Below are 22,882 nucleotides of genomic sequence, written 5' to 3'. Positions count from 1 at the left end.
GGCTCTCAGCTCCGGTAGTCGGCGTTGATCGAGACGTAATCGTGGGACAGGTCGCAGGTCCATAGCGTGGCCGCAGCCGGGCCGCGCCCGAGGGCGATGCGCACGGCGATCTCCGGCTTGGCCATCACCCGCTGGCCGTCGACTTCCTTGTAATCCGGGTGGCGTCCGCCGTGCGTCGCCACATGCACCTCGTCGAGATAGAGGTCGACGCCGCGCACGTCGAGGTCGTCGACGCCGGCATAGCCGACCGCGGCAAGAATCCGCCCGAGGTTGGGGTCGCTGGCGAAAAACGCGGTTTTCACCAGCGGCGAATGGGCCACCGCATATCCAACCTGGCGCGCCTCCGCGCGGGACTTGGCCCCTTCGACCCGGATGCTGATGAACTTGGTCGCGCCTTCGCCATCGCGCACGATGGCCTGCGCCAGTTGCAGCGCGACGCGGGCGAGGGCCTCGCGCAAGGCCCGCGCCGGGGGGCTTGCGACATCGTCGATGGCGGGCAGGGCAGCGTGTCCGGTGGCCGCGATCACCAGCGCGTCGTTGGTCGAGGTGTCGCCATCGACGGTGATGCAGTTGAACGAGGCGTCGGCCACGTCGCGCACGAGTTCCGCGAGCACGCCGGCGGCAACCGGCGCGTCGGTGGCGATGAAGCCCAGCATGGTGGCCATGTTGGGGCGGATCATGCCGGCGCCCTTGGCGATGCCGCTGATCGTGACGTTCACGCCGTCGATCACCACCTGCGCGCTGGCGGCCTTGGGCACGGTGTCGGTGGTCATGATCGCGGCCGCGGCGTCGCCCCAGGCGTTCGCCCGAGCGTCGGCCAGGGCCGCCGGCAGCCCGGCCTCCAGCCGCTCCAGCGGCAGGGGTTCGAGAATCACCCCGGTCGAGAACGGCAGGACCTCGCGCGGCGCCACGCCGGCCAGCGCGGCCACGGCCTCGCAACTGCGCCTTGCCGCGCGCAAACCAGGCTCGCCGGTGCCGGCGTTGGCACAGCCGGTATTCACCACCAGCGCGCGCACCGGGGCACAGTGGGACTCACCCAGATGCTCGCGGCACACCTGCACCGGCGCCGCGCAGAAACGGTTGCGCGTGAACACGCCGGCCACCAGGGTGCCGGGATCGAACAGGAACAGCGTCAGATCGTTGCGGCCCGCCTTGCGGATGCCGGCCTGGGCCACGCCGATACGCACACCGGGCACGGCATGCAGCGCAGCGGGATCGGGGGGGTTCAGGTTCACAGCCAAGGCTCGTTCTCCATCAGGGTCGAGTTGGGTCGGCGTCCGGAAGGGGCCATGGGTTCCGGACCGCCGCCGATGCAAGCGCGCGGACCACCCCCGCCGCCGCAAGGCAAGACGGGACGGCCGCGTGCGATCTCAAGTCAGCTTGCCGTGGCAATGCTTGTATTTCTTGCCGCTGCCGCATGGGCAAGGATCGTTGCGCCCGACCTTCGGCGCGGCATGGATGCTGGGCTGCATGACCAGCCCCGCCGTCGCGGCGCCGGCCAGGGCGAGTTCTGCGCCTTCGATCTCGCCATCTTGGGTCGCCGCCCCGCCCGCCTCTGGATGCTGGAACACGAGGTTGTGCAGGCTCTGGGCTCGCTGCTCGATCTGCTCCGCCGCCGCCTCGGCCTGCTCCTGGGTCTGCACCTGCACCGTCATCAGGGTGCGGGTGACGTCGTTCTTCACGGCGTCGAGCATCTGGCCGAAGAGTTCGAAGGCTTCGCGCTTGTATTCCTGCTTGGGCTGCTTCTGCGCGTAGCCGCGCAGGTGAATGCCCTGGCGCAGGTAGTCGAGCGCGGACAGGTGTTCGCGCCAGTGCAGATCGAGAGACTGCAGCAGGACCATGCGCTCGAAGCTGGCGAAATTGGCGGCGCCGACGGTCTCGACCTTGGCCTTGTACTGGGCATTCACGGCATCGAGCACGCGCTCGAGCACATCTTCGTCGGTGATCGTCTGGTCATCCTCGATCCAGGCCTGCAGCGGCACATCCACTTGCCAGTCGTCGCGCAGGGCGCGCTCGAGCCCGGGAATGTCCCACTGCTCTTCCATGCTTTGCGCCGGCACGAAGTTGTGCACCAGATCGGTCACGCTGCCCTCGCGCAGGTCGGCGATCTGGGCACTCACGTCCTGATTGTCGAGGATGGCGTTGCGCTGCTCGTAAAGGATCTTGCGCTGCTCGTTGGCCACGTCGTCGTATTCGAGCAGTTGCTTGCGGACATCGAAATTGCGCGCCTCCACCTTGCGCTGCGCGGATTCGATCGAGCGCGTCACCATGCCTGCCTCGATGGCCTCGCCTTCGGGCATCTTCAGGCGATCCATGATGGCGCGGACGCGGTCACCCGCGAAAATGCGCATCAGCGAATCGTCGAGCGACAGGTAGAAGCGGGAGGAACCCGGATCACCCTGGCGGCCGGAGCGGCCACGCAGCTGGTTGTCGACCCGGCGCGACTCGCTGCGCTCGGTGCCGACGATGTGCAGGCCGCCCTGGGCAATGACGTGATCGTGCAGCGACTGCCATTCGCTGCGGATGGTTTCGATGCGCTGGCGCTTCTCCTCGTCCGACAAGGCCGCATCGGCTTCGATGAACTCGCACTGCTTCTCGACGTTGCCGCCCAGCACGATGTCGGTACCGCGGCCCGCCATATTGGTGGCGATGGTGATCATCTTCGGCCGCCCGGCCTGAGCGACGATTTCCGCTTCGCGCGCGTGCTGCTTGGCGTTGAGCACCTGGTGCGGAAGTTTTTCGCGACTCAGCAGCTGGGACAGGTGCTCGCTGGCCTCGATGGACGCCGTGCCCACCAGCACCGGCTGGCCGCGCTCGTAGCAATCCTTGATGTCGGCCACCACCGCCTCGTCGCGCTCCTTGGCGGACTTGTAGACCTTGTCCTGATAGTCCTTGCGCTGGCTGGGCCGGTTGGTCGGAATCACCACGGTTTCCAGCTTGTAGATTTCCTGGAATTCGTAGGCTTCGGTATCGGCCGTGCCGGTCATGCCGGCGAGCTTGCCGTACATGCGGAAGTAGTTTTGGAAGGTGATCGACGCCAGCGTCTGGTTCTCGCTCTGGATCTGCACGCCTTCCTTGGCTTCGACAGCCTGGTGCAGGCCGTCGGACCAGCGTCGTCCGGCCATGATGCGGCCGGTGAATTCGTCGACGATGATGATCTCGCCGTTCTGCACCACATAGTGCTGATCGCGGTGGTACAGATGATGGGCCCGCAGCGCCGCGTACAGATGGTGCATCAGCGCGATATTGGCCGGGTCGTAGAGGGTGCTGCCCTCGGGGATCAGCCCCATCTCGCCGAGAATGCGCTCGGCCTTCTCGTGGCCGGCTTCGGTCAGGTAGACCTGGTGGCTCTTCTCGTCCACCGTGAAATCGCCGGGCTTTTCCACGCCCTTGCCGGTGAGCGGGTCCTCCTCCCCGATCTGCCGCTCCAGCAGGGGAACCACCTTGTTGAGCTTGAGGTAGAGGTCGGTGTTGTCGTCCGCCTGGCCGGAGATGATGAGCGGTGTGCGTGCCTCGTCGATCAGGATGGAATCGACCTCGTCGATCAACGCGTAGTGCAAGCCCCGCTGCACGCGCTCGCCGGGTTCGAACACCATGTTGTCGCGCAGGTAGTCGAAGCCGTATTCGTTGTTCGTGCCGTAGGTGATGTCGGCGGCGTAGGCCGCCTGCTTGTCCTCGCGCGCCAGGTTGGGCAGGTTGATGCCCACGCTCAAGCCCAGGAAGTTGTAGAGCTTGCTCATCCACTGCGCATCGCGCTGGGCGAGGTAATCGTTCACGGTGACGACATGCACGCCCTTGCCGGTGAGGGCGTTGAGATAGACCGGCAAGGTGCCCACCAGGGTCTTGCCTTCGCCGGTGCGCATTTCGGCGATCTTGCCGTCGTGCAGCGCCATGCCGCCGATGAGCTGCACGTCGAAATGCCGCATGCGCAGCGCGCGCTTGCCGCCCTCGCGCACGACGGCGAAGGCTTCGGGGAGCAGGTCGTCGAGGCTGCGCCCATTGGCCACCTGTTGCTTGAACTCGGCGGTCTTGCCCCGCAGTTCCTCGTCGGTGAGTTTTTCGAACTGGGCTTCCAGCGCGTTGATGCGCTGCGCCACGCGCCTGTATTGGCGCAGCAGCCGCTCGTTGCGGCTGCCGAAAAGTCGTGTCAGGAAGGATGCGGGCATGGGTCGGTCTGGGTGTGGCACGCGTCGGGCTGGAACCAACCACGGCCCTGGCTGGGGTATGCGATGCGCCCCGCGTGCCATCGCGAAGAAATATTCATTCTACTCAGCGCCCCCATGGCGCGAGTCTGCTCCGTCCTGCATGACAATGACGCCCATGCCACCTTTGCGGTCCTCATGACCCCCAACGCCCCACGGCCGCGCAAGACGCGCCGATCCGAGTTCCGCTCCCCGCCAGCGGTCACCATGGCCATGCTGCCGCAGTGGATGCAGCGTACGCAAACCTTGATGGCCCTCAAGGAGCAAGCGCTCACATCGCAAAAAATGTGGGCCGCGCTGCGCACGGCGCTGCCCTCGGAACTGGTCGAGGCCGTGCGCCCGGGCAAATGGGCGGAAGGAACATGGCACCTGACGGCATCCTCGTCGGCGGTGGCGGCCAAGCTCAAACTGTATAGACCCTTGCTGCTGCGCCACTTGCAGCAGGCGCAGTGGCCCGTGCAGCGCATCGCGGTGCGGGTGAACGAGCCCGGCTCGCCGCAGGCGCCGAGCCGGGCGCTTGACCCGACCGTGACGACCTCGCAGGCGCCAGCCGCGGTGCGTGCGCGCCTGCGCGAGCTGCGCGCGCGCCATGCGCGGGATCACGAAGATTGAGATGAGCGCGCGTGCGCCGCGGCGGGCGTGCCCGCTCAGGCCGCAGCCTTGAGCGTGTCGCGATACCCGGCAGGCGCGTCGGCGGCGTCGGCGAAACTGACGATGTCGTAGGAATCCGGGTCGGCCAGCACGGCGCGCAGCAAGGCGTTGTTGACCGCATGTCCGCTGCGGTAGGCGCTGTAGGCGCCGATGATGGGATGACCGATGACGTACAGATCGCCGATGGCGTCGAGCATCTTGTGCTTGACGAATTCGGCGTCGAAACGCAGCCCTTCCTGGTTGAGGATGCGCGACTCGTCCATCACGATCGCGTTTTCCATGCTCCCACCCTGGGCCAGGCCCAGCTCGCGCAGCGCGTCGACGTCGCGCATGAAACCGAAGGTGCGCGCGCGCGCGATGTCGCGCACATAGGCCTGCATGTCGAAATCGAAGCTGTAGTCCTGCACGGTCTGGTCGATGGCGGGATGATCGAACTCGATGGCGAAACGCAGGCGGAAGCCGTCGTGCGGTTCCAGGCGCGCCCATTTCTCGCCGTCGCGGTCGCTGCTGCGAACCTCGACGGCATGGCGCATGCGGATGAAACGCTTGGGCGCCGCTTGCTGCTGCAGGCCGGCCGACTGCAGCAGGTAGACGAAGCTTGACGCCGATCCGTCGAGGATGGGAATTTCCTCGGCGTCGACGTCCACCAGCAGATTGTCGATGCCCAACCCGGCGCAGGCGGAGAGCAGATGCTCGACGGTGTGGATTTTCGCGTCGCCCGCGCCCAGCGTGGTGGCCATGCGCGTGTCCACCACGGCTTGGGGGTGCAGGGCGATGGTCACGGGCTGCGGCAGGTCGGTGCGCCGGAACACGATGCCGGTGTCGGGCGGGGCCGGGTGCAGCGTGAGTTCGACGCGCTCGCTGCTGTGCAGGCCGACACCCACGGCGCGGTTGGCCGAACGGATGGTGCGTTGAGACAACATGGCTGGTCGTTTTTGCAATCGATTCACAATCATTGATAACCAGTGCCTATTTTAATGACGCGTGAATCACCCTACGGGCCGGTCGGCGTGCGGGAGGCAGCGCACACCGACCGGCCACCCTAGGCGCCAGGCCCTAAGAGGCGAGATGAGATCCGATCCATGCCGGGCGGAACGGGGCCATCCGCCGGCCTTCATCGGATCTGCCGCCGCATGCGACCGGAGGCGTCGCAGGAGGCGGGAACCCTATCGACGTCGATCTCTCGTCGAACAATCCCCTCAATCCGCCTGCTTGCGCAGGAAGGCCGGGATCTCCAACTCGTCCATGCCGCTTTGCATCAGCGCATTGACATGGGCCGACGGCGCGTTGCCGCGCGGGTTGCGCCAGATGGCCGGAATCTGATGCTCGTCGACCGGTTTGCCGGACTGCATGCCCCCCATGGCCATGGGCATGGAATCCGTACCCGTGCGCAGCACCGTCAGCGCGGGAGCCACCTTCATGGCGGCCTTGGCGCGCGACAGGCCGGTCGCCAGCACGGTCACGCGCAGCGAATCGCCCATGGTCGGATCGTTCACGGTGCCGAAGATGATGTGGGCGTCGGGCGCGGCATAAGCGCGGATGGCGTTCATCGCCTCGCGCGTCTCGGACAGCTTGAGCGAGTCGTCCGCGGTGATGTTGACCAGCACGCCCTTGGCTCCCGAAAGATCCACGCCGTCGAGCAGCGGGCAGACCACGGCCTGCTCGGCTGCCAGACGGGCACGGTCGGCGCCGCTGGCCACGGCGGTGCCCATCATGGCCTTGCCCGGTTCGCCCATCACCGTCTTCACGTCCTCGAAGTCGGCGTTGATCATGCCCGGAACATTGATGATCTCGGCGATGCCGCCGGTGGCGTTCTTCAGCACGTCGTTGGCCTTGGCGAAGGCCTCCTTCTGCGAGATGTCGTCGCCATAGACCTCGAGCAGTTTCTCGTTGAGCACGATGATCAGGGAGTCGACATGCTTTTCCAGTTCCTCCAGGCCGCTTTCGGCGTTCGACAGGCGCTTGGTACCCTCGAACTCGAAGGGTTTGGTCACCACCGCGACGGTGAGGATGCCCATTTCGCGCGCGATGCGTGCCACCACCGGTGCGGCGCCGGTGCCCGTGCCGCCGCCCATGCCGGCCGTGATGAACAGCATGTGCGCGCCGGCCAGCGCGTCGCGGATTTCGGACTGCGCCTGCTCGGCCGCGTCACGCCCCACTTGCGGCTTGCCGCCGGCGCCCAGACCGGTCTTGCCGAGCTGGATGAAGCGGTGCGAGCTCGACACCTTCAGCGCCTGCGCATCGGTGTTGGCGCAAATGAACTCGACGCCTTTCACGCCGCACTGGATCATGTGCTCGACGGCGTTGCCGCCGCCGCCGCCCATGCCGATCACCTTGATGTTGGTTCCGCTGTTGAACGCGCTGTCGCTTGCGTCCTCGATCATTTCAAAAGCCATGATGCACCTCCGTCGATAAAAAGAAAAAGACCCTCTCCTGCCCACTCCATGCCAGCCACCTCGCAGTGGCAAGCCCCGTTGAATCTTTAGAAATTTCCCGCGAACCAGTCGCGTATCCTCGTCACCAGCGTGCCGGCGCTGCCGGCTTTCTGCGCGATGCGCGCACCGCGCTGGCGCTGCGTCTGCGCCTCCACCAGGAGCCCCATCGCCGTCGCGTTGCGCGGACTGCGCACCATGTCGGAAAGCGGCCCGGTGTATTGCGGCAAACCAAGCCGCACGGGCTTGAGAAAAATGTCCTCGCCCAACTCGACCATGCCCGGCATCTGCGCCGCGCCGCCGGTGAGCACCACGCCTGAGGACAACAGCTCCTCGAAACCCGAGTCGCGCACCACCTGTTGCACCAGGGAAAAGATTTCCTCCACGCGCGGCTCGATGACTCCGGCCAGCGCCTGGCGCGAGAGCATGCGCGGCCCGCGGTCGCCGAGGCCCGGAACCTCCAGCCGCTCGTCCACGCCGGCGAGCAGCTGCTTGGCGACGCCATGCTCGATCTTGATGTCTTCGGCGTCCTTGGTCGGCGTGCGCAGCGCCATGGCGATGTCGCTGGTGATGAGCTCGCCGGCGATGGGGATGATGGCGGTATGCCGGATCGAGCCGCCGGTGTAGATGGCCACGTCGGTCACGCCGGCGCCCACGTCCACCAGCACCACGCCCAGTTCCTTTTCGTCTTCCGTGAGCACGGCATGGCTGGAGGCCAGCGGGTGCAGCACCACGGCGTCGACTTCGAGGCCGCAGCGGCGCACGCACTTGATGACGTTCTCGGCCGCGGTCTGCGCGCCGGTGACGATGTGCACCTTGGTCTCCAAGCGGATGCCGCTCATGCCCACCGGCTCCTTGACCTCCTGGCCGTCGATGATGAATTCCTGCGGCTCCACCAGCAGCAGGCGCTGGTCGGTGGGGATGTTGACCGCCTTGGCGGTTTCGATCACGCGCGACACGTCGTTCTGCGTCACCTCGCGGTCCTTGATCGCCACCATGCCTTCCGAGTTCTGGCCGCGGATATGGCTGCCGGTGATGCCGGTGATCACGCGCGTGATGCGGCAGTCGGCCATCAGCTCGGCCTCCTTCAGCGCGGCCTGGATGGACTGCACCGTGGCCTCGATGTCCACCACCACGCCGCGGCGCATGCCGGCCGTGGCGGCCTGCCCCATGCCCACGATCTTGAGCTTGGCCGCCGGGCTGTCCTGCTGCGGCAGGATTTCGGCCACCATCGCCAGCACCTTGGACGTGCCGATGTCCAGCCCCACCACCAGATCCTTGTAATCCTTCGCCATCACCTGTGCTCCCTCGCCTTGCCTTGTCTTTGCGTCGTTTTCGAATCGGGTTTTCCGCCCGGCAAATCCACTCCCGCCAGGCGCACGGCAAAGCCGTTGCTGTAGCGCAGATCGGCGCTCGTCAGCGCACGTCCGTAGCGCGCCTGCACGCGCGGCGCCAGCACGAGGAAACGCTGCAGGCGCTGCTGGAAGGCCTGCGCGTCGTGATCGCTGCCCAGATCCAACCTGGGCCCGTCCTCGACCTGCACCCGCCAGTTGCCCTCGGCGCCCATCTCCAGCTTGACGATCTTCCATTTCAGCGGCGCGAAATCCCGGGAAAGCTCGGCATACATCTGCGCCACCCGTCCCTCGCTGCCGGCCGGACCGGAGAAGCTGGGTAGCGCCATGTCCTGCACCTCGCCCAGATTGGCCTCGAACAGTTGTCCGTGGGTATTGACCAGACCCACCACCGAGCTGCCGTCGCTCCAGAAAGCCAGCGGCTGCTGCGCCTCGAGCGTGACCAGGAGCGAGAGCGGCCACACGCGCTGCACCACAGCCTTGCGCACCCAGGGCACCTGGTCGAACGCCTGCTGCGCGGCGGCCAGGCTGACCGTGAAGAAATTCCCCTGCAGTCGCGGCAGCGCCTCGCCGCGCAGCGCCGTGGCGCTGACGTGCTGCAAATTGCCTTCGACACGCACGCTTCGAATGGCCCACCAGGGACGCTGGACAAGCCAGTTGCCGGCCACCGCCAAGGCGCCGAGCATGAACAGCCACAGCAGCGCGCGGCTGGTGACGTTCATCAACCGGATGTCCAGGGGCAGTTCGCGCGTCACGGTCGTGCTCCGGGAACGGCGCCCGTGCCGCTGTCCAGGCGGGCATCGGCCAGGATGCGCAGGCACAGATCCTCGTAGTTCAGGCCCGCCACGCGCGCGGCCAGCGGCACCAGGGAGTGGCCCGTCATCCCCGGGCTGGTGTTGAGTTCCAGCAGGAAGGGCTTGCGGTCGGTGGCGCGAATCATGATGTCGGCCCGCCCCCAGCCGCGGCATCCGAGCGTGCGGTAGCTCGCCAGCACGAGTTCGGCGATGGCCTGCTCCTCCGCCGGCGGCAGGCCGCTCGGGCAGATGTACTGGGTCTCGTCGCTGAAGTATTTGTGCTCGAAGTCGTAGTTGCCGCCGGGCGCCACGATGTGGATGAGCGGCAGCGCCACCGCGCCGGCGCCCTCGCCCAGCACGCCGCAGGTCACCTCGTCGCCGGCGATGAACTGCTCGGCCAGCACGGCGGCGTCGAAACGCGCCGCCTCGGCATAGGCCGCATCGACCTGCTGCGCGGTATCGGCACGCGCCAGGCCGAGCGTCGACCCCTCGTGGGAAGCCTTGAACATCAACGGCAAGCCGAGTTCGTGTGCCGCGGCGTGCGCCTGCGCCGGGCTCGCCACCATCCGCCAGGCTGGGGTGGACAGCCCCTCGCATTGCCAAAGACGCTTGGTCATGTGCTTGTCGATGGCCAGGGCCGACGCCATCACCCCGGGGCCGGTGTAGGGGATGCCGAGCAGTTCGAGCGCACCCTGCACCGTGCCGTCCTCCCCATGCCGGCCGTGCAGGGCGATGAACACGCGCTGTACGGCCAGTGCGCACAGTTCGCAGAGGGCGCGCTCGGCCGGATCGAAGGCGATGGCGTCAACCCCCCGCGCCTGCAGCGCGGCGAGAACGCCCTTGCCGGACATCAGCGAGACTTCGCGCTCGCTCGACGAGCCGCCCATGAGCACGGCCACCCGACCCAGGGCGCGCGGGTCGATCGTGGTGCTTTCGATCCGGTTCATGCCTGCCCCTCCATGCTGAGCGCGAGATCCACGACCTGTTGCGGCACACCGCCGATGGAGCCGGCGCCCATGCACAGCACCACGTCGCCATCCCGCGCCAGATCGAGGACGGCCCGCGGCATGGCCCCGATGTCGTCGACGAAAACCGGCTCGGCCTTGCCGGCCACGCGCAGCGCGCGCGCCAGGCTGCGCCCGTCGGCGGCGACGATGGGCGGCTCGCCCGCCGCGTACACCTCGGCCAGCAGGACCGCGTCGGCCTGGCCGAGCACGGCGACGAAATCCTCGAACAGATCGCGCGTGCGGGTGTAGCGGTGCGGCTGGAACGCCAGCACGATGCGCCGGCCCGGGTACGCGCCGCGCGCCGCGTCCAGCGTTGCCGCCATTTCCACCGGATGGTGGCCGTAGTCGTCGATCAGCGTGAATCGTCCGCCCGCGGGCAGGTCGATCTCGCCGTAGCGCTGGAAACGCCGGCCCACGCCGTGGAACTCGGTCAGCGCCTTGACCACCGCGGCATCGTCCACGCCGAGCTCGGCCGCCACCGCGATGGCGGCCAGCGCATTGCGCACGTTGTGCAATCCCGGCAGGTTGAGCGTGACCGCGAGCGGCGGCAGCATCACGCCGTTGTGCCGCAGCGCGGTGAAGTGCATGCGGCCGTTCTCGGCGCGCACGTCGATCGCGCGCACCTGCGCCTCCTCGCTCAATCCGTAAGGCGTCACCGGCTTGGAAACAAAAGGAAGAATCGCCCTGACCCCGGGATCGTCCACGCACAGAATGGCCGCGCCGTAGAACGGCAGGCGGGCGATGAACGCGACGAAGGCCTGGCGCAGCCTGGCCATGTCGTGACCGTAGGTGTCCATGTGATCGGCGTCGATGTTCGTCACCACCGCCATGACGGGCAGCAGGTTGAGAAAGGACGCATCGGACTCGTCGGCCTCGACCACGATGTACTCGCCCTGCCCCAGCTTGGCATGGGTGCCGGCGCTGTTGAGCCGTCCGCCGATGACGAAGGTGGGATCGAGCCCGCCCTCGGCCAGCACGCTGGCCACCAGGCTGGTCGTCGTCGTCTTGCCGTGCGTGCCGGCGATGGCGATGCCGCGCTTGAGGCGCATCAGCTCGGCCAGCATCACCGCGCGCGGCACCACGGGAATATGGCGGGCTCGGGCGGCGCGCACCTCGGGGTTGTCCGGCCCCACCGCGGTGGACACGACCACCGCGTCGGCCCCGGCGATATGCGCGGCGTCGTGGCCGAGCGCGATGCGCGCGCCCAGGGAGCGCAGGCGCAGCACCGCACCGTTTTCGGCGAGATCGGTGCCGCTGACGGCGTAGCCCAGATTGAGCAGGACCTCGGCGATGCCGCTCATGCCGGCGCCGCCGATGCCGACGAAATGAATGTGTTGAATGGCGTGTTTCATCGTGGATTCTCCAAGGCCTCGCACGCCGCGACGATGCGCTCGACCGCGTCGCGGCGGGCCAGGCCATGGGCCTGCTGCGCCATCGTCAGCAGGCGGGGCCGGCTGAGATCGCGCAGTTCGGCGGCCAGGCGCTCGGGAGTCAGCTCCTTTTGCTGCACGAGCAGGGCCGCGCCCGGTTCGGCCAGGAAACGCGCGTTGGCGGTCTGGTGGTCGTCCACCGCGTGCGGGAACGGCACGAACAGCGCGGCCACGCCGGCACAGGCCACCTCGCTCACGGTCGAGGCACCCGCGCGGCAGATCACGAGATCGGCCTCGGCGTACGCCGCAGCCATGTCGTCGATGAACTCGCGGCAGTCGGCCTGCAAGCCCAGTTCCGCATAGCGCTGCAGCAGGGCCTGCAGATGCCCGCGCCCGCTCTGGTGCAGCACCGTCGGGCGCTGCTGCGGGTCGAGCAGGGCCAAGGCCTGCGGCACCCGTTCGTTCAACGCTGCCGCGCCCAGGCTGCCCCCCACCACGAGAATGCGCAGCGGCCCGCTGCGGGCGCCGTAGCGCTGCGCGGGCGGAGCCAGATCGCGGATGCCCTGCCGCACGGGGTTGCCGACCCAGTCCCCGTTCGGCAAGGTGTGGGGAAAAGCGGTGAGCACGCGGTCCGCCAACCTGGCCAGCAGGCGGTTGCTCATGCCGGCCACGGCGTTTTGCTCGTGCAGCACCAGCTTCGCACCGGCCCAGTCGCTCATCAGTCCGCCTGGCACGGTGATGTAGCCGCCCATGCCCAGCACCACGCCGGGACGCACGCGGCGCAGCGCACGCAGGGCCTGCCAGAACGCGCGCAGCAGGCGCAGAGGCAGCAGCAGCCTGGTCGTCAGGCCCTTGCCGCGCAGGCCGCCGAAGTTCACCCACAGCATCGGATAGCCCTGCGCGGGAACCAGCCGCGCCTCCATCCCGTTCGGCGCGCCCATCCAGTGCACCTGCCAGCCGGCCGTGCGCAGGCCCTCGCCCACGGCAAGCCCGGGAAAGATATGGCCACCGGTGCCGCCAGCCATGATCACGGCGGTGCGCGGCGTGCTCATACGTGGCCTCCACGCATGAGCAAAGATGTGGCGCAGCCTTGCGGCTTGCCGTTGTGGCTCCGGCATAACTTGCGCTGCGCGCAAGTGAGCCTGCTCCGAAACCGCGTGCTCATACGTGGCCTCCACGCATGAGCACGCGGTTTTCGAAATCCACGCGCAGCAGGATGGCGAGCGCCAGCAGCGACACCAGCGTGGCCGAGCCGCCGTAGCTCAGCAGCGGCAGGGTCAGGCCCTTGGTCGGCAGCAACCCCAGATTGACGCCGATATTGATGAAGGCCTGGCCGCCGATGAGAACTCCGACACCCTGGGCCACCAGGGCCGAGAACATGCGGTCGGAGGCCAGCGCCTGGCGGCCGATGTCGAAGGCGCGCTTGGTGATCCAGGCGAACACCAGGGTCACGGCCAGCACCCCGGCGAAACCCAGCTCCTCGCCGATGATGGCGAGCAGGAAATCGGTCTGCGGTTCGGGCAGGTAGTGCAACTTCTCCACGCTGCCGCCCAGGCCCACGCCGAGCCAGTGACCGCGCCCCATGGCGATGAGGGCGTGGGCGAGCTGGTAGGCGCTGCCCTGCGCGTTGGCCTCGGCCCAGGGATTGAGGTAGGCGAAGATGCGATCGCGCCGCCAGGGAGACAACACGATCATCAGCACGAAAGCGCCGATCATCACCACGGTCAGCGCGGTGAACATCTTGCCGTTCACCCCGCCGAGAAACAGGATGACCATGGCCACCGAGGCGATCACCAGGAAGGCGCCCATGTCCGGCTCGGCCAGCAGCAGCACGCCGATGAAACCGAGCGCGGCGGCCATCGGCAGGAAAGCCTTGCCGAACCTCTGCTTGACGTCCTGTTTGCGCACGATGAAATCGGCCGCGTACAGAATGATGGTGAGCTTGACCAGCTCCGAGGGCTGGAAATTGAACACGCCGAGCGGAATCCAGCGCCGCGAGCCGTTGACGCCCTTGCCCAGGAATGGCACCAGGACGGCAACCAACATGACAAGGGAAATCACGAAGAGGTAGGGCGCCCAGCGCTCCCAGACTTTCATCGGAAACTGGAACACCACCCAGCCGCCGACCAGGCCCAGCGTCACGGCGGCCAGGTCGCGCCAGAAGAAGTGGAACTGCGACCAGCGCGCGTAGTGCGGGTCCTCGGGAATGGCGACCGTGGCCGAGTACACCATGACCAGGCCGAAGGCCAGAAGCAGCACGATGACCCAGAGCAGGTTCTGATCGAAGTCCAACATGCGCGACGCCGCCGGCCCCACGTAGCCGATACGCACCGGCATGGGGGTCTGCTTGTCCTTGCGCGGCTTGCGGCCGAACCATGGCAGCGTCATCACGGCTGGACCTCCAGCATCGCGCCATGGGACTCGGCCCATTCGCGCACCGCGGCGGCGAACACCTCGGCCCGGTGCACGTAATTGCGGAACATGTCCAGGCTGGCGCAGGCCGGCGAGAGCAAGGCGACGTCACCCTCGAAGGCGAGCGCCGCGGCGCGCTGCACGGCCTGCTCCAGACTTTCGGCCTGCTCGGTGGGGCAGACATCCCCAAGCGCCTGCGCCAGGCGCGCGGCATCGCGTCCGATGAGCACGGCGGCCCGCAACTTGCCCGTCGCCGCCTGCGCCAGCGGCGCGAAGTCCTGCCCCTTGCCGTCGCCACCGGCGATCAGCACCACGGGACGGTCCATGCCGCGCAGCGCGGCGACCGTGGCGCCGACGTTGGTCCCCTTGCTGTCCTCGATCCACTCGACCCCGCGGACCACGCCCAGCACCTGCATGCGGTGCGGCTCGCCGCGGTAGGCGCGCAAGCCGTGCAACATGGATGCGAGAGGCGCGCCGGCGCTTTCGGTCAGGGCCAGCGCGGCCAGCGCGTTGGCCCAGTTGTGCCGGCCGCGGATGCGCAGCGCGTCGGCCGGCATGAGCCTTTGCAACACCACGGACGCTTCGGCCGCAGGCAAGGCGCCCTTGCCGCGGCGCTTGGGCGTTTCCTCGTCGACCTGGCTTTGCGCGCGGACCAGCCAGGCCATGCCCTGCTCCTGCGCCACGCCCCAGTCGCCTGCGACGCCGGGCGCGTCCAGGCCGAAGGTCTGCTGGCGCCTGCCTTCGCGGCGCATGGCCATGACCTGCGCATCGTCGCGGTTGAGCAGCATCAGGCCCGGCGGCTCGGCCAGGCTCCAGGGTTGCGGGCCGAAGATGCGCGCCTTGTCCGCGGCGTAGGCCTCCATGCTGCCATGCCAGTCGAGGTGGTCCTGGGTGACATTGAGCACGGTGGCGGCGCCGGCCGCGAAATCGTCCACGCCGTGCAGCTGGAAGCTTGAAAGTTCGAGCACCCAGGCAGCAGGCAGGCGGTTCTCCGCCAGGCGCTCGCGCAACACGTCCAGCATGGCCGGTCCGATGTTGCCGGCGGCAACCGCGTCCATGCCCGCGCCACGCAGGAGTTCGGCGGTGAGCGCGGTGACCGTGGTCTTGCCGTTGGTGCCGGTGACGGCGAGCACCTTCGGCGCGTAGTTCCGGCCCTGGCCCAGGTCGCGCAGGGCCGCCATGAACAGCCCGAGTTCGCCGAGCACGGCGATGCCGCGCTGACGCGCCGCCGCGATCAGCGGACCGAAGGCGCAGTCGTGCGGAGCGATGCCCGGACTCACGGCCAGAAGATCGATGCCGTCGAGCAAGGTCGGGCCGGGCACGCCGAGGTGGATATCCAGAGCCGGCCATTCCTCGCGCAGCGCCTGCCGGCTCGGCGGCTCGGCGCGGCTGTCCGCCACGCGCACCGCAGCGCCCTGTATGGCGCACCAGCGCAGCATGGCCAGCCCGGAGATGCCGAGGCCGAGGACGAGGACGGACTTGCCTTGCAGGTTCATGTCCGGTTCACCGCAGCTTCAGGCTGGCCAGACCGGCCAGGCACAGCATCATGGTGACGATCCAGAACCGGATCACCACCTGGGACTCTTTCACGCCCAGCTGCTCGAAATGGTGATGCAGCGGGGCCATCTTGAAAATGCGCCGGCCCTGGCCGTATTTGCGCTTGGTGTACTTGAAATAGCCGACCTGGATCATCACCGAGAGCGTCTCGACCACGAACACCCCGCCCATGATGAACAGCACGATCTCCTGGCGCACGATAACCGCGATGGTGCCCAGCGCCGCCCCCAGCGCCAGCGCCCCGACGTCGCCCATGAACACCTGGGCGGGATAGGCGTTGAACCACAGGAATGCCAGCCCGGCGCCGACCATCGCGCCGATGAAGATGAGCAGCTCGCCGGTGCCCGGGATGAACGGGAACAGCAGGTATTTGGAGAACACCGCGTTGCCCGTGACATAGGCGAACACGCCCAGCGAGCCGCCCACCATGACCGTGGGCATGATGGCCAGGCCGTCGGCGCCGTCGGTGAGGTTGACGGCGTTGCTCGCCCCCACGATGACGAAGTAGGTCAGCACGATGAAGCCGGCGATGCCCAGCGGATAGCTCACCGACTTGAAGAAGGGCACGATGAGGTCGGCCGCGGGCGGCAGCGGCATGGTCAGGCCGCTCCTGATCCATTCGACGAACAGGTGCAGCACCTGCGGGTTGCCCTTGCCCGACACCGCGAAGGCCAGGTAGAACGCCGCCAGCAGCCCGATGAGCGATTGCCAGAAATACTTCTCGCGCGAGCGCATGCCGTTCGGGTCGCGATGCACCACCTTGCGGTAATCGTCGACCCAGCCGATGGCGCCGAAACCCAGCGTGACGATGAGGACCAGCCAGACGAAGCGGTTGGACAGGTCCATCCACAGCAGGGTCGAGGCGGTGATGGCGATCAGGATCAGCACGCCGCCCATGGTGGGCGTGCCGGTCTTGATCAGATGGGTTTGCGGCCCGTCCTGGCGCACCGCCTGGCCGACCTTCATCGCGGTGAGCTTGCGGATCACGCCGGGGCCGGCCATCAGGCCGATGAACAAGGCGGTCAGCGTGCTCATCACGGCGCGGAAGGTGATGTAGTTGAACACCCGGAAAAAGCGCAGGTCGGGCGACTGCGCCATCAACCACATGGCCAGGCTATGCAGCATGGGGCGCCTCCTGTGTATGCGCGCTCTGCGCCTGCGCGCCGAGCGCCTGCACGGCGCGCACGACCCGCTCCATGCGCATGAAGCGCGAGCCCTTGACCAGCACGGCGTCGAATCCGCGCAGCGCGGCGGCGTCGATGGCCAGCGATGCGCAATCGGCGGCGTGAAGCACGGCCACGCCGCCGCGCCCGGCGGCCTCGGCGGCGTGGCGGGACTGATCGCCCACCGCCCACAGCGCGTCGATGCCGCGCGCGGCGGCATGCGCGCCCACTTCGGCATGGAAGGCGGGACCCTGGCTGCCCACCTCGCCCATGTCGCCCAGCACCAGCAGGCGCCGCCCGGGCAAGGCGGCAAGGGCGTCGATGGCGGCACGCACCGAATCGGGATTGGCGTTGTAGGTGTCGTCGATGAGCGTCAGACGCCCGCCTGCAGCCAGCACGACCCGGCTGCGCTGCATGCGCCCGGCCACCGCGCGGAAGGCTTCCAGCCCCGAGACCACCGCCTCCAGCGGCGCGCCGCTGGCCAGCCCGGCTGCGGCCGCGGCCAGCGCGTTATGGGCGTTGTGCACGCCCATCACCTGCAGGCGCAAATCCGCCTCCCCGGCCGGGGTGCGCAGGTGCAGGCGCATGCCGTTTTCGTCCCCTTGTTCGCCCGGGAGTATCCAGCCGGCGACCTCGGCCGCGACCGGGGCCGCCGCATCATGCAGAGCGAAGCGCATGAGCCGACGGCCGGCGGCAAGCCGGGTCCATAGCTCGGCAAAGGCATCGGCGGCCGGAAACACCGCCACGCCATGCGCCGGCAGGGCGGCCAGCACGTTGCCGTTCTCGCGCGCCACGGCCTCGACCGTCTGCATGAACTCCTGGTGTTCGCGCTGCGCGTTGTTGACCAGGGCCACCGTGGGCTCGGCGATGGCGGCCAGCGTGGCGACCTCGCCCGGATGGTTCATGCCGAGTTCCACGACGCCGGCCAGATGTTGCGGAAGCAGGCGCAGCAGGGTGAGAGGCACGCCGACCTCGTTGTTGAAATTGCCCCGCGTGGACAGATAGCCGCCATCGCCCAGCCACGCGCAGAGTATGGAGGCGACCATTTGCGTGACCGTGGTCTTGCCATTGCTGCCCGTGACGGCCGCCAACGGCATGGCCGCCTGCTGACGGCGCCACGCGCGGGCGAGCAGACCCAGCGCGCGCAAACCGCTGTCCACCTCCACGCCGGGCAGGCCGCAGGTGTCCACGCCGCGCTCGGCGAGAACGGCCGCTGCGCCGGCCTGCGCCGCCAGGGGGAGGAAATCGTGCGCATCGAAACGCGCGCCGCGCAGGGCGACGAACACATCGCCGGCGCGCAATTCACGGGTATCGGTGCAGACGCGCCCAATCGGTGTCGCGGGATCCCCATGCATCCGGCCGCCGACCCAGGCTTGCAGTTCGCCGAGACTGAACAGGCCTCCTCCGCGCGCCTGCAAAGCCATGCGGGCATGGAAGACATCGCTGAACGGCTGTTTGCGCCCGCCTTGCTCCTGCGTCACTTCGTGGCCCTTGCCCGCCAGCAAGACGACGTCGGCGGCATCGGCGTGCGCCAGGGTCTGGGCGATGGCCTGGGCGCGATCCTCCACCGCCACGGCCTGCGCTTGCGATCGCAGGCCATGCAACAGGTCGTCGAGAATGGCCTGCGGCGCTTCGCTGCGCGGGTTGTCGCTGGTGAGCACGACGCGGTCGGCATGCGTTTCGGCGGCAGCCGCCATCAGCGGGCGCTTGCCGCGGTCGCGGTCGCCGCCGGCGCCGAACAGGCACCAGAGCTTGCCGCCGCGCTGCAACGCCACCGGGCGCAGAGCCAGCAGCGCCTGGGCCATCGCGTCGGGCGTGTGGGCATAGTCCACCACGACCAGCGGCGCCTGTCTGCCGCCGACAAGCTGCATGCGTCCCGGAGGCGGCGCGACCTTCGCCAGGGCCTGCATGATGGCGTCGAAGCCGAGGCCGCAGCTGCCCAGCAAGCCACAGACGGTGAGCACATTGGCGGCGTTGAAACGCCCCACCAGCGGCAACTCGAGCCGGGCTGTCCGCCCGCCGTGGGCGAGTTCGACACGCATGCCGACTGCCGTGCTGGCCACGCTCAGGGCCCGCCAGTCGGCGTCCCGCTCCAGCGAGGTGGACACGACTTGGAGCCCGCGCTGGCGGCAGTGCGATGCCAGGCGCTCGCCCATGGCGTCGTCGGCATTGAGCACGGCCGCCTGCAGGCCGGGCCAGTCGAACAGCCGGCGCTTGGCCGCGGCATAGCGCTCCATGCTGCCGTGGTAGTCGAGGTGGTCCTGGGTGAGATTGGTGAAAGCGGCGACGTGCACCCGCAGGCCGTCGAGCCTGCCTTCCTCGATGCCGATAGACGAAGCCTCGATCGCGCAGTGGGTCACGCCACGTGCCCGCATGACGGCGAGTTCGCGGTGCAGCCGCACCGGGTCGGGCGTGGTGAGCCCGGTCGGCGTGAGCGCATCCGGCATGCCGACGCCCAAGGTGCCGACCACGCCGCATGGATGCCCGGACGCGCCCAGCGCCTGGGCCGTCCACAGGGCGCAAGACGTCTTGCCGTTGGTGCCGGTGACGGCCAGCACGGCCACATGCCGCGAGGGGTGGCCGTACCAGGCGTCGGCCAACTCGCCCGCCAGGCGCCTGAGCTGGCGCACCCGCAGGACCTGTGCCGCAAGCGCGAAGGCTTCGGCGCCCTCGTCTTCCACCAGCGCCGCCACGGCGCCGCGCGCAAACGCCTCGGCCAGAAAACGGCGGCCGTCCGTGGCGGCGCCGGGCCAGGCGACGAACACGTCGCCCGCACGCACTTCGCGCGAGTCGCACGTCCAGTCAGCCGCAGCCGGCACGCCGGCGCTGCGCAGCGCGTGAAGCACGGAAGCCGCGGTGGCGTAGGCCGCTGTCATGCGCCGGCCCCGTTCTGTTCGGCGCGCGGAGCGGGGCGTGCCTGCGCGGAAAGCGCTGGCGCCACATCCGGCTTGACGGGAAGGTCGGGCGGCACGCCGAGGATGCGCAAGGCCTGCGGGACGACCTGGGCGAACACCGGCGCCGACACGTCGCCGCCGAAATGTTTGCCCGCGCTGGGTTGGTCGACGGAGATCGCCATCACGATGCGCGGCTTGCCGATGGGAGCCATGCCGACAAACTGGGCGCGGAACAGATGCTTGTCGTAGCTGTTGCCCTTCCAGATATAAGCCGTGCCGGTCTTGCCGCCCGTGGAGTAGCCGGGCACCGCGGCCGCGGGCGCGGTGCCGCCGCTTTGCGTCACCAGGGCGAGCATGCTGCGCATCTCGCGCGCCACCTTGGGAGACACCACCTGCACACCGCGCACCGGCGCATCGCTCTTGAACAGCGTGGCGGGAATGATCTCGCCGTGGTTGGCGAAGATGAGATAGGCGTGCGCGAGTTGAAAGGTCGAAACCGAAATTCCGTAGCCAAAGCCCTGGGTGACGGCGTCGATCGGGCGCCATTTCTCCCATGGCCTCAGGATGCCGCTGGCGGCGCCGGGGAAGGCCACATGCGGGCGCTGCCCCAGGCCCACCGCGGTGTACATGTCCCACTGCTGGCGCGCCGACATGCGCATGACGATCTTGCTCGTCGCCACGTTGCTCGAATACTGGATGACCTGCGGCAACGCGATGGTGCCGTTGTCCGAGTCATCGCAGATGTTGTTGCCATAGACGTTGAGACAGCCCGGCGCGGTGTGGAACACGGTCTGCGGTGTGACGATGCCGGCCTGCAGCGCCGCGGCGATCGTGATGGGTTTCATGACCGATCCCGGCTCGTAGGTATCGGTCAGCGCGTAGTTGCGCATGTCGGCCTGGTCGGCACGGCGCCTGTGGTTGGGATCGAAGCTCGGGTAATTGGCCATGGCCAGTACCTGGCCGTTGGTGGCGTCGAGCACCACGGCGCTGCCGTTCTTGGCCTTGTTGTCCACCACGGCCTGCTTGAGCGCCTGGTAGGTCAGGTACTGAATCTTGCTGTCGATGGACAGTTGCACGTCTTCGCCGTTGATCGGCGGAATGCCGCCGCCCACGTCCTCGATGACGTTGCCGAGGCGGTCGCGCATGACCTTGCGCGTGCCCGGGTGTCCGGCCAACTCGCGCTGGAATGTCAGTTCAAGGCCGCTCTGGCCCTGGTTCTCGATGTCGGTGATGCCGACCAGTTGCCCCGCCGCCGCGCCCTCGGGGTAGTAGCGCCTGTAGCTGGGGGAAAAGTAGATGCCCTTGATCCCCAGCGCCTGCACCTTGCGCGCGGTGTCGATATCGACCTGGCGCTTCACGTAGACGAACTGCTTGTCCAGACGCAGCCGGCGCTCCAATTCGGCGGCGTTGAGGTCGAGGGTCTTCGCCAGTTCGGCGACCTTGGCGGGATCGGCGTCGAGGGTTTCGGGGTCGGCCCAGATGGTTTTCACCGGGATGCTGGAGGCCAGGATATTGCCGTGGCGGTCCAGGATGCGCCCGCGCATGGCCGGCAGCTCGATGGTCCGCACAAAGCGCAGATCGCCCTGCTTCTGGTAGAAGTTGGTCGTGATGACCTGCACCCAGAGGGCGCGTGCGATCAGGGCGAAGAAGGCCAGATAGAGCAGGCCCTTGACCAGCCAGGCCCGCCCCGGCGGCAGGCGCAGGCGCAGAAGCGGACTGGCATGCGCCTGCCGAACACCGGGTCCGATTGTGCGGGCGGCGAGCTTCATCGCGTCGGCACCGAGGCGGGAATGTTGGGCACCTGGGCGGCGCTGATGTAGTCGGTGCGCGCCGGGGTCACCGGCACCAGGCCGAGGGTGTTGCGGGCGAGCTCCTCGATGCGCCCGGGCACCGAGAGTGCGCGCACCTCCACCTGGAGTCGGTCATGGTCGAGCTGGAGCTGGGTCGCGCGCTGCTGAGCCGCGTCGAGCGCGGCGAAGGTGCGGCGCGCCTCGTATTGCGCCCGCACCACGCTCATGGCGCTGGCCATGGTGATGATCAGCAGCAAGAGATTCAGCCGCGTCATGCAGCCTCCGCCTCGGGCAGGCGTTCGGCCACGCGCATGATGGCCGAACGCGCGCGCGGATTGGCGCCCACCTCCGCCGGCCCGGGGCGCAGTTTTGCCAGCAGCTTGAGACCGGGGTGGAAGGGCGCGGGCTCGACCGGCATGCGCCGCTGCTCGCGCGTGAGTTCGGGCGCGCGGGCCTGGCTGGCCATGAACTGCTTCACCATGCGATCTTCGAGAGAGTGAAAGCTGATGACCACGAGGCGTCCTCCATCAGCCAGTCTGGCCATTACCTGCGCGAGTGCCGCTTCGAGTTCGGCGAGCTCGGCATTGACGTGAATCCGAAGAGCCTGAAAGGTCCGAGTGGCCGGGTCCTGCCCCGCTTCGCGACTGCGCACCGCTTGCGCCACAAGGGCGGCAAGCTCTGCGGTGCGGGTGACGGGCTCGCCCCGTTCGCGGCGAGCCACAAGCGCCTTTGCAATCGGGAAAGCAGCCCGTTCGTCGCCATAGTCCCTCAACACCCTGGTGATTTCGTCAACGCTGGCCTCGGCCAGAAATTGCGCCGCCGTGGCGCCTTGTGTCGTGTCCATGCGCATGTCCAAAGGCGCGTCGCCACGGAAGCTGAAACCTCGCCGCGTCTCGTCGATCTGGGGCGACGACACACCCAGGTCGAACAGGATGCCCCGCACACTTGCGATCTCGAGTCCGTTCAGCACCTCGCCGAAGGCCGAGAACGGCGCATGCACGAGCGTGAGCCGGGCGTCCGCCTGCGCCAGCTCCCGCCCCGCGGCAATCGCCTGCGGGTCGCGATCCAGCGCCACCACGCGGCCGGCTGACGCCAGGCGCGACAGCAATTCGCGCGTGTGGCCGCCGCGGCCGAAGGTCGCATCCAGGTAAATGCCGGCCGTGTCGGTCACCAATCGATCGACGGCCTCGTGCAGCAGTACGGTTCGGTGCTGCAGGGTCGCTGCAGCGTGGACGGGGGTCGAAGGCATTCGCGTTCA

Annotated in this window: 17 protein-coding genes; 1 reads left to right on the top strand and 16 read right to left on the bottom strand. The window is 68.3% G+C overall.

From position 1 onward, the window contains the following. Positions 1 to 5: 5 nt before the first annotated feature. Positions 6 to 1,241, bottom strand: coding sequence for a bifunctional glutamate N-acetyltransferase/amino-acid acetyltransferase ArgJ (gene argJ, locus THIARS_RS06610; protein ID WP_094159950.1), 1,236 nt, complete (start codon positions 1,239 to 1,241; stop codon positions 6 to 8). Positions 1,242 to 1,370: 129 nt separating this feature from the next. Further along, positions 1,371 to 4,166, bottom strand: a complete 2,796-nt coding sequence (gene secA, locus THIARS_RS06605) for a preprotein translocase subunit SecA (protein ID WP_094159949.1) — start codon at positions 4,164 to 4,166, stop codon at positions 1,371 to 1,373. A 174-nt stretch (positions 4,167 to 4,340) separates the two neighbouring features. On the opposite strand from secA, the gene THIARS_RS06600 reads away from it, so the two are divergent. Further along, positions 4,341 to 4,814 (top strand): DciA family protein, encoded by a 474-nt coding sequence (locus THIARS_RS06600; protein ID WP_186436584.1) that lies wholly within the window; start codon positions 4,341 to 4,343, stop codon positions 4,812 to 4,814. 35 nt (positions 4,815 to 4,849) lie between these two features. On the opposite strand, the gene lpxC is transcribed toward THIARS_RS06600, so the two are convergent. The 14 genes from lpxC to rsmH form a co-directional block, all read right to left on the bottom strand. Next, on the bottom strand, positions 4,850 to 5,776 hold the full coding sequence (gene lpxC / locus THIARS_RS06595) for a UDP-3-O-acyl-N-acetylglucosamine deacetylase (RefSeq protein WP_094159947.1): 927 nt from the start codon (positions 5,774 to 5,776) through the stop codon (positions 4,850 to 4,852). A 276-nt stretch (positions 5,777 to 6,052) separates the two neighbouring features. Further along, entirely contained in the window at positions 6,053 to 7,249 is a 1,197-nt protein-coding gene (gene ftsZ / locus THIARS_RS06590) for a cell division protein FtsZ (protein WP_094159946.1), read from the bottom strand. A gap of 86 nt (positions 7,250 to 7,335) precedes the next feature. Then, a complete protein-coding gene (gene ftsA / locus THIARS_RS06585; RefSeq protein WP_094159945.1) occupies positions 7,336 to 8,580 on the bottom strand; it encodes a cell division protein FtsA in 1,245 nt (414 codons plus the stop codon). Beyond that, positions 8,580 to 9,392, bottom strand: coding sequence for a cell division protein FtsQ/DivIB (locus THIARS_RS06580; RefSeq protein ID WP_245845598.1), 813 nt, complete (start codon positions 9,390 to 9,392; stop codon positions 8,580 to 8,582). Before THIARS_RS06580 ends, ftsA begins: the two co-directional genes overlap by 1 nt. Continuing rightward, positions 9,389 to 10,378 carry a D-alanine--D-alanine ligase gene (locus THIARS_RS06575; protein WP_094159944.1) on the bottom strand — a complete coding sequence of 330 codons (990 nt, stop codon included), beginning with the start codon at positions 10,376 to 10,378 and terminating at the stop codon, positions 9,389 to 9,391. The genes THIARS_RS06580 and THIARS_RS06575 overlap by 4 nt, the downstream gene beginning before the upstream one ends. Continuing rightward, positions 10,375 to 11,790 (bottom strand): UDP-N-acetylmuramate--L-alanine ligase, encoded by a 1,416-nt coding sequence (gene murC / locus THIARS_RS06570; RefSeq protein ID WP_094159943.1) that lies wholly within the window; start codon positions 11,788 to 11,790, stop codon positions 10,375 to 10,377. The genes THIARS_RS06575 and murC overlap by 4 nt, the downstream gene beginning before the upstream one ends. Continuing rightward, the gene (murG, locus tag THIARS_RS06565) at positions 11,787 to 12,860 is read right to left on the bottom strand and encodes an undecaprenyldiphospho-muramoylpentapeptide beta-N-acetylglucosaminyltransferase (protein WP_094159942.1); all 1,074 of its coding nucleotides are present in this window, start codon (positions 12,858 to 12,860) and stop codon (positions 11,787 to 11,789) included. The genes murC and murG overlap by 4 nt, the downstream gene beginning before the upstream one ends. A gap of 109 nt (positions 12,861 to 12,969) precedes the next feature. Continuing rightward, positions 12,970 to 14,145, bottom strand: coding sequence for a putative lipid II flippase FtsW (ftsW, locus tag THIARS_RS06560; RefSeq protein WP_245845775.1), 1,176 nt, complete (start codon positions 14,143 to 14,145; stop codon positions 12,970 to 12,972). A gap of 50 nt (positions 14,146 to 14,195) precedes the next feature. Continuing rightward, the gene (murD, locus tag THIARS_RS06555; RefSeq protein WP_094159940.1) at positions 14,196 to 15,716 is read right to left on the bottom strand and encodes a UDP-N-acetylmuramoyl-L-alanine--D-glutamate ligase; all 1,521 of its coding nucleotides are present in this window, start codon (positions 15,714 to 15,716) and stop codon (positions 14,196 to 14,198) included. Positions 15,717 to 15,723: 7 nt separating this feature from the next. Beyond that, entirely contained in the window at positions 15,724 to 16,902 is a 1,179-nt protein-coding gene (gene mraY, locus THIARS_RS06550) for a phospho-N-acetylmuramoyl-pentapeptide-transferase (protein WP_094159939.1), read from the bottom strand. Further along, on the bottom strand, positions 16,892 to 19,816 hold the full coding sequence (gene murF / locus THIARS_RS06545) for a bifunctional UDP-N-acetylmuramoyl-L-alanyl-D-glutamate--2,6-diaminopimelate ligase MurE/UDP-N-acetylmuramoyl-tripeptide--D-alanyl-D-alanine ligase MurF (RefSeq protein ID WP_094159938.1): 2,925 nt from the start codon (positions 19,814 to 19,816) through the stop codon (positions 16,892 to 16,894). Before murF ends, mraY begins: the two co-directional genes overlap by 11 nt. Then, entirely contained in the window at positions 19,813 to 21,603 is a 1,791-nt protein-coding gene (locus THIARS_RS06540; RefSeq protein ID WP_094159937.1) for a peptidoglycan D,D-transpeptidase FtsI family protein, read from the bottom strand. The genes murF and THIARS_RS06540 overlap by 4 nt, the downstream gene beginning before the upstream one ends. Then, positions 21,600 to 21,899, bottom strand: a complete 300-nt coding sequence (gene ftsL / locus THIARS_RS06535; protein WP_094159936.1) for a cell division protein FtsL — start codon at positions 21,897 to 21,899, stop codon at positions 21,600 to 21,602. Before ftsL ends, THIARS_RS06540 begins: the two co-directional genes overlap by 4 nt. Next, positions 21,896 to 22,873, bottom strand: a complete 978-nt coding sequence (gene rsmH, locus THIARS_RS06530; protein ID WP_094159935.1) for a 16S rRNA (cytosine(1402)-N(4))-methyltransferase RsmH — start codon at positions 22,871 to 22,873, stop codon at positions 21,896 to 21,898. The genes ftsL and rsmH overlap by 4 nt, the downstream gene beginning before the upstream one ends. Positions 22,874 to 22,882 lie beyond the last annotated feature (9 nt).

Source organism: Thiomonas delicata (assembly GCF_900088825.1).
In the GTDB taxonomy this organism is placed as follows: domain Bacteria; phylum Pseudomonadota; class Gammaproteobacteria; order Burkholderiales; family Burkholderiaceae_C; genus Thiomonas_A; species Thiomonas_A delicata.
Note: the sequence above shows the minus strand (reverse complement) of the source record. Positions and strands in the feature narration are given on the sequence as shown.

What these genes read in the sequence shown, in the direction of transcription:
- secA (WP_094159949.1), bottom strand. Translation starts at nt 4,166, where the DNA reads ATGCCCGCATCCTTCCTGACACGACTTTTCGGCAGCCGCAACGAGCGG.
- THIARS_RS06600 (WP_186436584.1), top strand. Translation starts at nt 4,341, where the DNA reads ATGACCCCCAACGCCCCACGGCCGCGCAAGACGCGCCGATCCGAGTTC.
- lpxC (WP_094159947.1), bottom strand. Translation starts at nt 5,776, where the DNA reads ATGTTGTCTCAACGCACCATCCGTTCGGCCAACCGCGCCGTGGGTGTC.
- ftsZ (WP_094159946.1), bottom strand. Translation starts at nt 7,249, where the DNA reads ATGGCTTTTGAAATGATCGAGGACGCAAGCGACAGCGCGTTCAACAGC.
- ftsA (WP_094159945.1), bottom strand. Translation starts at nt 8,580, where the DNA reads ATGGCGAAGGATTACAAGGATCTGGTGGTGGGGCTGGACATCGGCACG.
- THIARS_RS06575 (WP_094159944.1), bottom strand. Translation starts at nt 10,378, where the DNA reads ATGAACCGGATCGAAAGCACCACGATCGACCCGCGCGCCCTGGGTCGG.
- murC (WP_094159943.1), bottom strand. Translation starts at nt 11,790, where the DNA reads ATGAAACACGCCATTCAACACATTCATTTCGTCGGCATCGGCGGCGCC.
- murG (WP_094159942.1), bottom strand. Translation starts at nt 12,860, where the DNA reads ATGAGCACGCCGCGCACCGCCGTGATCATGGCTGGCGGCACCGGTGGC.
- ftsW (WP_245845775.1), bottom strand. Translation starts at nt 14,145, where the DNA reads ATGCCGGTGCGTATCGGCTACGTGGGGCCGGCGGCGTCGCGCATGTTG.
- murD (WP_094159940.1), bottom strand. Translation starts at nt 15,716, where the DNA reads ATGAACCTGCAAGGCAAGTCCGTCCTCGTCCTCGGCCTCGGCATCTCC.
- mraY (WP_094159939.1), bottom strand. Translation starts at nt 16,902, where the DNA reads ATGCTGCATAGCCTGGCCATGTGGTTGATGGCGCAGTCGCCCGACCTG.
- murF (WP_094159938.1), bottom strand. Translation starts at nt 19,816, where the DNA reads ATGACAGCGGCCTACGCCACCGCGGCTTCCGTGCTTCACGCGCTGCGC.
- THIARS_RS06540 (WP_094159937.1), bottom strand. Translation starts at nt 21,603, where the DNA reads ATGAAGCTCGCCGCCCGCACAATCGGACCCGGTGTTCGGCAGGCGCAT.
- ftsL (WP_094159936.1), bottom strand. Translation starts at nt 21,899, where the DNA reads ATGACGCGGCTGAATCTCTTGCTGCTGATCATCACCATGGCCAGCGCC.
- rsmH (WP_094159935.1), bottom strand. Translation starts at nt 22,873, where the DNA reads ATGCCTTCGACCCCCGTCCACGCTGCAGCGACCCTGCAGCACCGAACC.